The following is an 8,939-nucleotide window of genomic DNA, read 5'->3' on the forward strand; positions in this document are numbered from 1 at the left end:
ACACGGTGAGAGTGCGGCCCTTCATCCGACCGGTGGGCAGCCCTGCATCAGCGGCTGCCTGTTTCCCCTGCTCCAGGACCTCTTCAATGAGCGCGTGCACCACCCGCCGCGCACCGGGCCCCACCAGTCGGCTCCTCCCCTGTCCCAAGGGCCCGCCGATCCGGTGTTTGGCACCAAGGGCCGACGGGCCACCCACCTGGTGGTCCGGGCCCGCGCCGCACGCATCGCGTTCCGGGCTCCGGTCGCCGGCTGCCACTACAGCCCAAGATGAACGGGCTGCGCATGGCTGGACCGACAGGCCTGCACACACGTCAAGCGCGAACGGGGCCGGGCCGACTTCCAGACCCGCTCCCGCCGAGCGGACCAACGCCACTGGCGCCGGTCGACATGTCCTTCGGCTTCTGCTGGTGCCGACTCCCCGCCAACGAGACCCCCATCGTGTCCGACTTGGCCCACACGGGAGCCTGCAGCCTGTGCGGCCCCGAACTCGCCGGCCTGTCCGTCACCCTGGCCAAGGGCATCGGAATCAGTCTCCCCTTGCCACCCTAGTACTTCGGCTGCAGATCGTGATCCGAGAGAGGCGCATCGGCGAGATACGGCCGTCATTCCAGCCACATGCCGTCGCGCATGATGACTCTCCCGCGCAGTTCCGGCTCGCCGCGCCAAGCGCGCACCGTCCTCGGAACCACGCGTACATACAGAAAGGAACCCTCTTCCCCGCGCGGATCCCACCCGAACTTGTCGGCGAACGCCTTCGCTGCGTCTGCGGGCACCTCCTGATCCGGGAAGCACTCCGCCTCCCCCTGGAGGAGCACCACGTCGAAGGTGTCCGGCAGCGCCAGGCGTACGCGCGGCTCTTTGCGGACGTTGCGCGCAGTCACGGAAGTGGCGCCGGTGCACATCCACACTGCTCGCCCATCCCACAAGAACCACAGCGGCACCTGGTGCGGCCCGTGATCGGGGTGAGCCGTCGACACCCATACATCCCGCTCGGCAACGAGCCGCTCCAGAGCGTCGCGCCTACGCTCCGCCGTCCGGCGACGAACGAATCCCGTGGTCTCCATGAGGACCGACCCTAGCCAGGCAGGAGCGAAGCGCGCCTGAGGCGCAGGACCTACTCCCAACGCCCGATGAGCCCCTCAGCTTTTGGCCCGGGGAGACCGACTTCGACGCTCGGAGTGGCCAGTGGAAGTGCTCCTTACTCTGTCAGCGGGTCGGTGCCGGTCCTTCGTACGAGCGGCAGACTCGGGGGCCTGGGTATGGCTGAAAACACTCAGGCCGTGCCTACTCATCGCCGATCAGGCGCGGATGCGTCGAGACCTGCACCCTCTACGAGACTGCAGTGGACCTCAGGATCCTCACAGCCCGCCCCTACGACCTCGCCGCAGATCGCACCCGCGCCGTCAAGCGCCTGCGAGCACAGCTGCTGGAGAACTTCCCCGCGCTGGAACGGGCCTTCGACTACGCCGCCTGACGATCTGCGCTCGTGCTGCTGACCAGCCTGTCAAACGCCGTCAGCTCTGCGCCGCGTGGGTTCCACCGGCTGACGGCCTGGCTGAAGAACCGCAGGGCGCGGGGTGCTCAGTCGCTGGCCGACACAGCGTTCGCCGCAGCACGAGCACAGCACACGGCTGTTGCCGGGGAAGCCGTTGCCGCGTCCGTGGTCCTCAACAAACTTTCGAACTCCTGCCACCTGGGCGCCACCTGGCTGCGGGGTGATCCTCAAGCCTGGACGGCTCCCGCCGTCTGGCAACATGACGCGTCTCAGCCCTCGAAGAGAGGAGCGTAGGGCTCTTCTTCCGGGGTGAGGACGAGGACGCATTCTTTTCCGACACCGAGCGCGACTTCCCGCAGGCGGGCCAAGACTTGCCCTTCGTCAGGAAGGGCAGGTCTCAGGGTCGCGGCGGCATGTTCTCACTGGGCGACGAGGTCTGGCATGTCCTCCAGGTGCTCGGCTGCGAGCTTGCGGCTTTCCTCCGTGGTGAACGTCTGGCAGTCACGCCCCCTGCTCAGCGCCCGGCTCCTCAACCGATGATCTCCCTGAAGAACAGCACGGCCGTGGCCGCAGTGCCGCAGCCGACGCTCACTGCGACCGGCCACGCGTCGCCGCCCAGGGCCGCCAGCACGGTGGCGCCGACACCGGCCAGCGCGGACAACAGGAACACGATCGCGGCACGCTGGGTCAGGAGCGGCCCGTCCCTCTCGGGCCGCTCACGTTCGTTCCGGCTCACCGCGTGCCCCTCACCGGGACTCGCCGGCCGGCACGGCCGCCCATTCGAGGTCCGCCACGGCCACGCCGTCGTACCCGGACACGTGCCACGGGTCCTGCGCGGGACGCAGGAGCGTGAACCGGATCCGGCCGTCCGCGTCCACCCGGAAGCCGTGCACCGCAGGTTCGGGAAGGCTGTTGTAGTGGAACGGCGTCGAGAAGTAGTAGGCGCCAGTGTCCGGTACGACGACGAGGTCGCCGGGCTGGAGCAGCGGCAGCGCACGGTCGCCGGCCAGCAGGTCCCCGGCGAAGCAGGCGGGACCCGCGACATCCTGGCGCACGAGCGGCCCCGGCTTGGCTGTGCCGGACGCGTCGTGCGCCTCGATCCGCAGCGGCCAGGTGTCCGGCGCGAACACGGTCCGGGTTGCGACCTGGACACCGGCGTGGGTAAGGGCGATCGGCCGGTCCCCGCAGATCTTGGTGTACTCGACGTACGCGGCCATGAACCCGTTCTTCGCCAGCACGGACCGGCCGAACTCGGTGACGATCCGGTAGCGGCGGTCCGCGAACAGCTGCGGCGCGGACTTCTTCAGATGCCCGACATACGCGGTGAAGGACGGCGTGACCTCGTCACCGGCGAAGTTCACCGGGAGCCCGCCGCCGATGTCGATGCCGACGACCCGGCCCGGGCCGTACGCCGCGTCCACCTGCTCGGCGAACCCGACCGCCTGCGCCACCCCCTCCGCGATCAAAGGGAGCGGGCAGCCCTGCGATCCGGTGTGCGCGTGCACCCAGGTCAGCCAGGGGAACTCGCCGAACGCCCGCATCAGCCGCTCGCGGCTGCCCGGGTCCCCCAGTGGCACACCGAACTTGGAGGTGCTCGTGGCCGTGCTCATCGCGGCGATGCTGCCGCCACCCACCTGCGGGTTCACCCGCACCCCGATCCGCGAGCGGGAAGGGCGGCTTTGGAGGATCTGGGCGATCCGCTCCAGCTCCTGGAAGCTGTCGACGTTGACGGCCACTCCCAGCGCCAGCGCCCGCCGAATCTCCTCACGCGTCTTGGCAGGCGAGTCGAACACGATTCGGTCGGGCGGGAACCCGGCCGCCAGCGCCCGGGCCAGCTCGCCGGCCGTGGCGACCTCGCAGCCCATACCGAGACCGTTCAGCTCGCTCAGCACCGGCACCAGGGAGTTGGCCTTCGCGGCGAAGGCGTGCAGGGCGCCGGGCGAGTCGGAGAAGGCGTCGTACAGGTCCGAAACGGTCGCGGCGATGCCGTCGAGATCGACGAACGCGGCGAGCAGGGACGCCTCGGGGTCCAGCAGCCCCTGCCTCACGGCCTGCTGGAGGATGCGTTCGCGCCGTGCAGCGGCGGTGGACACAGCGGTCATGATGAGCCTTCCGGAGTCGGTTGCGCAGTCCGGGCCAAGCCCGGCCGATGTCCAGGCTGCCCGTCGCGCACCGGCCGTGTCTTCGTCGCATCGGCAGGAACAGGGCCGCCGGCGCTGCGACCGGACCGGGCGCTCGCACATCCCGGGCCGCGCCGTTGTGCGCGCTCACGAAAGCGGTGCCCGATGATGGTGCGCGCACACGAAAGCGGTGCCCGCCGTGGTGCACGTGCACCGGGGCGCCGACCTCACTTCGTGCCGGTACCGTGCTCCCGCAGCCGTAACTCCAGTTGAGCCAGCAGACGCGCGTCCGCGCTGCCCAGGTCCAGCCCGCAGACCTCGGTAATCCGGCGCAGCCGGTAGCGCAGGCTGTTGGGGTGCACCGCGAGCGCACGCGAGGCGGAGGGCACGTCACCGAAGTGGTCCAGGTACGCGCGCAGCGTCTCGACCAGCCGCCCGCCGTTCTCGGCGTCGTGCGCGACCAGTCGCGCCACCGACGTCCCCCGCGCCAGGGTCACGTCCCGCAGTGCCTCCACGACCTGCAGGACACCGACCGTGTCCGCGACGTCCGCAGTCCGGCCCACGGCGCGCGGCCCACCGGCGTACGTCAAGCCCTTCAGTGCCAGCTCGGCCGACCGGCGGGACTCGGCCGCCCCCATCAGCCCCGGCACCACCTCGCCGAGCCCCACGCGCAACTGCGTACCGGTGGCCGCCGAGGCCCGCGCGACCAGCGACTCGCCCAACCGCTTCACCTCGCCGTCGGCCCGCTCAGGGTCGGGGTCGAGCGAGCCGACCAGCACCAGCAGCCTGCCGCCCGCCGGAACCACCACGGCACGATGACCCAACGCGGCGCAGTGCAGCCCGAGCAGCGCGTGCCACCGGGACGGGTCACCGTCCGCTGCCACGGACGCGGCGGCCACTGCCAGCACGGCACAGGGGGCCTGGACCGTCAGCGCCGCCCGCTCCGCCAGTGCGTCGGGTGATCCGCGTCCCTCCAGCAGAGCGCGCGCCGCGTCCTCCACCAGGCGGCTGTCCGCACCGCGGGTGCGATGGTGGAGCAGGTGCGCAGCGGCGGTCCGGGCGGCCGCGCGCAGCACCTCGGCCGCGTCCGGGGCCAGCGGCCTGCCCGTGACCGCGCACACCCACAGCGAGCCCAGGATCTCTCCACCCGCCCGCACGGCGCACACCAGGCGCTCGGGGTCGTCGCCATGGGCCCGCCGGTGCAGGACATCGTCCGTTGCCCACAGGGCAGCGAAGAATCCCGCGTCCCGCATCGACGCGACGCGCCAGGCCGGCACGCGACGACCCAGGATGGTCAGCCGGCGGATGTCGTCCACGTCCTCCTCGGTCGAGGAGTACGCCAACACGCGGGAGTCCGTGTCCTCGACGGTCACCGCGCCGCCGACCAGGGCACCCACCGCGTCGGCCAGGCCGTTGAGGTCGCCGGGGGCGAGGTGTGGGGCAGCGGGCAGCGGGGGCGCCCCGGCCGAGGCGAGCCCAGCCCGCAGCACGCCGACCAGCTGGGCCCAGGAACACCAGGGGGTGCGGAACAACACCGCCGTACCGGTCTCCCCGGCGGCCGAACGCAGCGCCCCGGCGGCCCCGCCGAGCTGCTCCGGCCCGAACACCACGCCCACGGCGCCCGCCTCACCGGCCCGGCGCAGCACGTCCACCGCCTGGGCCGCATGCGCGTCCACACCGACGGCGAGCAGCAGTTCACGCGGCCGGACACCGGGATCCCGCACGTCCAGTACGGCTACGCCGGTGACGGCCGCCGCGAGGCCGCCGGGTGCCGTGTCCAGTTCCAGGGCGCCCGAGCCGACGACCGACAGCAACTGCTCCAGGCTCACCCGGGACTCGGCGGCAGCGCTCCACCCCGAGGGCGCCCGCAGTTCCGGCATGGTCCCCCCTCCCCCGCGCGCGTCCGCGCACAGCATCCGGCGCTCGAACTGTCGAGAGATACGACACCACAGACCAAGCATGCCCTCAACAGCACCCGCCAGTACCGGAATTGAGGCGTGCCGGTGTCGGCTACCGGTGTCTCTTCAGGCCCCGTCGCGCCGACGACCTGGTGCACCTCGCCCGATCATCAGAGCGCGCGCCCAGACGTACAACCCGGCGAGTGGAAATCCCGGCTCACCCCGCACGCGATGTGGCCGTCCTGGTGGCCGGGATCTCGCGTGCACGCCCCCTGTCGCCGACGGTGTCCATCAGCCGGGCCGTCTTGCACCAGCAGCCGCAGGCTTGACCACTTCGACAAGGCGGGCGACCTGCTGCACATTCATCCGTGCCGGTAATGCTTGCCGGAGTAGTAGGACCGGTCGGCGACGAGGCGATCGATGGGCAGCAGCATCGGGTCGAAACCCCCGCTGCCGGGAGCTTCGCCCCTTCCCGCACCCGGCCTCCACCAACTCCTGCCGTCGACGGGGGCGTCGATGACACCCTCCGCCCGCCGCACGGCATCGCCCCGGTCGCTACGGGCACCAGCTCGTCGCCTCCGGCTGTGCCAGGTGATAGCCCAGGGGCGTTGCGACGTGCTTGACGGCCTGCCCCGTGCGCAGGCTCCGAATCAGACCAGCGCGCCGTAGCGCTGCGGCGTACCGACTTGCCGCGGTGTTCGACACGCCGACGAGTGCGGCCAATTGCCGTCCGGTGACTCCTCCGGACATGACGATCGCCTCCAGTGTTTCCGCTCTGCCGGCACCCAACAGGGACCGAAGCGCCTGCAGTTGGTCCGGCTCGGCTCGTGGAGCGGCTCCGGCGGGGATCCGCACGGTCAGGTGATCGCCGGCGGGCTCGGCCAGGGCCACCCGTCGGCTGAGGGCTACTGCCTGGATCCGAAGCGAGCGTTCACCGAGTTCGAGGTCTGCGTCGAAGACCGTCGGCACCTCCAGGACGCCGCGGCGGAGCCTGATGTCGTGTCCGAGGCGACGGAGCATCGCCGAGGCTCCGCTGCCGACGTAGACGTGGGACAGACCGGCCGCACGGGCCGCGACCGCCGAGCGAATGCCCGAGCGGTGCGGCTCGACGGCGGTGCTGCGCAGGTGGTCGACGGCCTTGGTCAGGACGCTGTGGGCCCGGTCGTCTCCCTCGGCGAGGGCTTTGGTGAAGGGCGTGGGACCGCGGCGCGCGAACAAGTGGGAGAGGTACAGGGGGCCGACGCCCTCCGAGAGATCCGGCGAGGTGCTGCGCGAGTAGAGCTGCACCAGCGGTTCGCAGGGCCGTCCGCGGTGGGCACGGGCCACCCCGGCCGCCGTCAGTTCAGCGTCGAAGTCGGGGAGGGCACAGATCCTGACGTTGCCTAAGCCCTCGGACCCGAGATGAATGCGTATCAAGGTCGCCCCCCACATGGTCTTGACGCCCTCATCAGGGCTTTTGCGCGTGCATGACGAAAGCTACCCGTGTCCGGACGCGACCGGAACGATGGGAGCCGGAAAGCAGGACAGGCAAGGAGAAAGGGGAGGATCACGAGGCGGCGTGAGCGGAGACGCGGCGCCACAGGTCTTGAATCCGATCCTGCCCCTTGGCGACATCGGCTGGCGCTGCATCTGTCTCGGCCTGGACCCGGCACACCTGGCTTCGGATGCAATACACATCGACTTCAGGAGGAAAATTGAAAGTCTGGAAAACAGTCAAAGCGGCACTGGTGACTGCCGCACTGTCCAGCAGCATGCTCTTCAGCATGGGGGCACAACCGGCTCATGCGGCATCGCTGGTGTGTACCGGCGGCGACGGCTGCAGCCACCAGACGCTGATCCGCTTCGACAACACCGACTACGATGCCACCCACGAGTGGTGGGGGCCGTTCACCGTACTGAAGATGCAGACCGACGGGAACCTGGTGTTGTACTGCCAGGGCCAGGGTTCGACAAAGCCGGTGTGGTCCAGCGGCACAAACACCATATATCCCGGCTTGTCCGACGCTCTGTTCCAGAGCAGCGGAAACCTCTCCCTCTGGCGCACCTACGGAACTGTGGACAGGCACGCCACATGGGTGTCCAGAACCGACGGCCACGCCGGCAACGTGGCCATTGTCCAGGCGGACGGGAATTTCGTGATCTGGAGCTCCACAGGCCAGGCACTCTGGGCATCGAACACCTACCATCAATGCCCTGGAACCCAGGGATACTGGACCGGCTACCGGTGAGACACGTCGCCTCGGGGCAGGGCCGTTCCAAGTTCCGTTCGGTGGTGTGACGCCTGACAGCGTGGTGGAGCCCCTGATAGACGGGTTTTCGACCAGGACAACCGTGTCGACCAGAGGCTTCGCGCCCTCGTCTGCCCGTCCGGCGTCGACGTGTCCGGCTCCGTTCTTCGCTTCCTGTGCCGCATGTCTGCGGCAGCATCGACGTGCTCTCGGCGGGAGCCGGACGACTTCCTCGTCCGGCCCCCGCTCTCCCGGGCTGAGCCCTTTCCCGTGCTCAGCCCGGGAAAGGGCTCAGTTCATTCCCGTGTTCAGTGCGTTCCGGTGTTCAGCACATTCCGGTGTTCAGCCGACGGCGACGGCGCCGCGCAGTCCCTCGCGCAGGACCTGGGTCACCTCCGCCGCGCGGGAGCTGATGAAGAAGTGCCCGCCGCCGAACACCTGGAGGCGGAACGCGGCCGTCGTGTGGGCGCGCCACGCGTCCGCTTCCTCGACCGTCGACTTCGGGTCGTCGTCGCCTATCAGCGCGGTGACCGGGGAGTCGACGGTGCCGTCCTCGGGGCCGTAGGTCTCGATGGCCCGGTAGTCGCTGCGGATGGCGGGCAGCACCATCCGCAGGATCTCCTCGTCGCCGAGCACCTGGGTGTCGGTGCCGCTCAGGGCCTTCACGTCGGCCATGAGCCCGTCGTCGTCGCGCTGGTGGACGTTCTCCACGCGGTGCGTCGACGGTGCGCGCCTGCCGGAGACGAAGAGCATCGCGGGCGTGTGGCCACGGCCCTGGAGCCGCCGCGCGACCTCGAACGCGACGATCGCCCCCATGCTGTGCCCGAAGAACACGACGGGCCGGTCGAAGAGCGGCTCCGTCAGCGGCGCGATCCGGTCGGCGAGCTCGCCGATGTCGTCCACGTGCGGCTCGTTCCGCCGGTCCTGGCGGCCGGGGTACTGGAGGATCGCCACCTCGCTGTCGTTCTGGAGCGCGGCCGAGACGGGAAAGTAGAAGCTCGCGGATCCGCCGGCGTGCGGGAAGCACACCAGCCGGGCGGGGGCGTCCGGCGCGGGGTGGAACCGGCGGAGCCAGAGGTCACTGCCGTCGGCAACTGTCATGTCACATCGTCCGTTCTGCTGTCGTTTTCGTATGCGGATGAGGTCGGCCTCAGAGGGGTCGGCCTCGGGGAGGCCAGGCTCAGAGAGCCCGGAGAGT

General features: G+C 70.2%; 9 protein-coding genes. 2 read left to right on the top strand and 7 right to left on the bottom strand.

The window, feature by feature from the left end; genetic code table 11:
• Nucleotides 1–602: 602 nt before the first annotated feature.
• Complete coding sequence (locus ACFZCP_RS33820; protein WP_391435009.1) at nt 603–1,064, bottom strand: pyridoxamine 5'-phosphate oxidase family protein; 462 nt, start codon at nt 1,062–1,064, stop codon at nt 603–605.
• A 278-nt stretch (nt 1,065–1,342) separates the two neighbouring features.
• On the opposite strand from ACFZCP_RS33820, the gene ACFZCP_RS33825 reads away from it, so the two are divergent.
• Nucleotides 1,343–1,474: a hypothetical protein gene (locus ACFZCP_RS33825; protein ID WP_391435012.1), complete on the top strand. Its 132-nt coding sequence runs from the start codon at nt 1,343–1,345 to the stop codon at nt 1,472–1,474.
• Nucleotides 1,475–2,024: 550 nt separating this feature from the next.
• Here the strand turns inward: ACFZCP_RS33825 and ACFZCP_RS33830 are convergent.
• The 5 genes from ACFZCP_RS33830 to ACFZCP_RS33850 form a co-directional block, all read right to left on the bottom strand.
• Nucleotides 2,025–2,231 carry a hypothetical protein gene (locus ACFZCP_RS33830; RefSeq protein WP_362698695.1) on the bottom strand — a complete coding sequence of 69 codons (207 nt, stop codon included), beginning with the start codon at nt 2,229–2,231 and terminating at the stop codon, nt 2,025–2,027.
• A 10-nt stretch (nt 2,232–2,241) separates the two neighbouring features.
• Complete coding sequence (locus tag ACFZCP_RS33835) at nt 2,242–3,597, bottom strand: diaminopimelate decarboxylase (protein WP_391435016.1); 1,356 nt, start codon at nt 3,595–3,597, stop codon at nt 2,242–2,244.
• 245 nt (nt 3,598–3,842) lie between these two features.
• Nucleotides 3,843–5,495 (bottom strand): helix-turn-helix domain-containing protein, encoded by a 1,653-nt coding sequence (locus ACFZCP_RS33840; protein WP_391435020.1) that lies wholly within the window; start codon nt 5,493–5,495, stop codon nt 3,843–3,845.
• Between the two features lie 573 nt (nt 5,496–6,068).
• Nucleotides 6,069–6,929, bottom strand: coding sequence for an ArsR family transcriptional regulator (locus ACFZCP_RS33845; RefSeq protein ID WP_391435023.1), 861 nt, complete (start codon nt 6,927–6,929; stop codon nt 6,069–6,071).
• Nucleotides 6,930–7,059: 130 nt separating this feature from the next.
• On the bottom strand, nt 7,060–7,266 hold the full coding sequence (locus tag ACFZCP_RS33850; protein WP_391435026.1) for a hypothetical protein: 207 nt from the start codon (nt 7,264–7,266) through the stop codon (nt 7,060–7,062).
• Between ACFZCP_RS33850 and ACFZCP_RS33855 the strand changes: the two genes are divergently transcribed.
• On the top strand, nt 7,265–7,741 hold the full coding sequence (locus ACFZCP_RS33855; RefSeq protein ID WP_391435029.1) for a hypothetical protein: 477 nt from the start codon (nt 7,265–7,267) through the stop codon (nt 7,739–7,741). The two genes, ACFZCP_RS33850 and ACFZCP_RS33855, sit on opposite strands and share 2 nt — an antisense overlap.
• A gap of 342 nt (nt 7,742–8,083) precedes the next feature.
• On the opposite strand, the gene ACFZCP_RS33860 is transcribed toward ACFZCP_RS33855, so the two are convergent.
• Nucleotides 8,084–8,842, bottom strand: a complete 759-nt coding sequence (locus tag ACFZCP_RS33860; RefSeq protein WP_391435031.1) for an alpha/beta fold hydrolase — start codon at nt 8,840–8,842, stop codon at nt 8,084–8,086.
• Between the last annotated feature and the right edge of the window lie 97 nt (nt 8,843–8,939).

Source organism: Streptomyces sp. NPDC007971, from assembly GCF_042958635.1.
Classification (GTDB): Bacteria; Actinomycetota; Actinomycetes; order Streptomycetales; family Streptomycetaceae; genus Streptomyces.

Bases quoted from the DNA above. Each gene is read 5' to 3' on its own strand.
- ACFZCP_RS33840 (WP_391435020.1), bottom strand. From the start codon at position 5,495: ATGCCGGAACTGCGGGCGCCCTCGGGGTGGAGCGCTGCCGCCGAGTCC.
- ACFZCP_RS33860 (WP_391435031.1), bottom strand. From the start codon at position 8,842: ATGACAGTTGCCGACGGCAGTGACCTCTGGCTCCGCCGGTTCCACCCC.
- ACFZCP_RS33855 (WP_391435029.1), top strand. From the start codon at position 7,265: ATGCTCTTCAGCATGGGGGCACAACCGGCTCATGCGGCATCGCTGGTG.
- ACFZCP_RS33850 (WP_391435026.1), bottom strand. From the start codon at position 7,266: ATGCTGCTGGACAGTGCGGCAGTCACCAGTGCCGCTTTGACTGTTTTC.
- ACFZCP_RS33820 (WP_391435009.1), bottom strand. From the start codon at position 1,064: ATGGAGACCACGGGATTCGTTCGTCGCCGGACGGCGGAGCGTAGGCGC.
- ACFZCP_RS33835 (WP_391435016.1), bottom strand. From the start codon at position 3,597: ATGACCGCTGTGTCCACCGCCGCTGCACGGCGCGAACGCATCCTCCAG.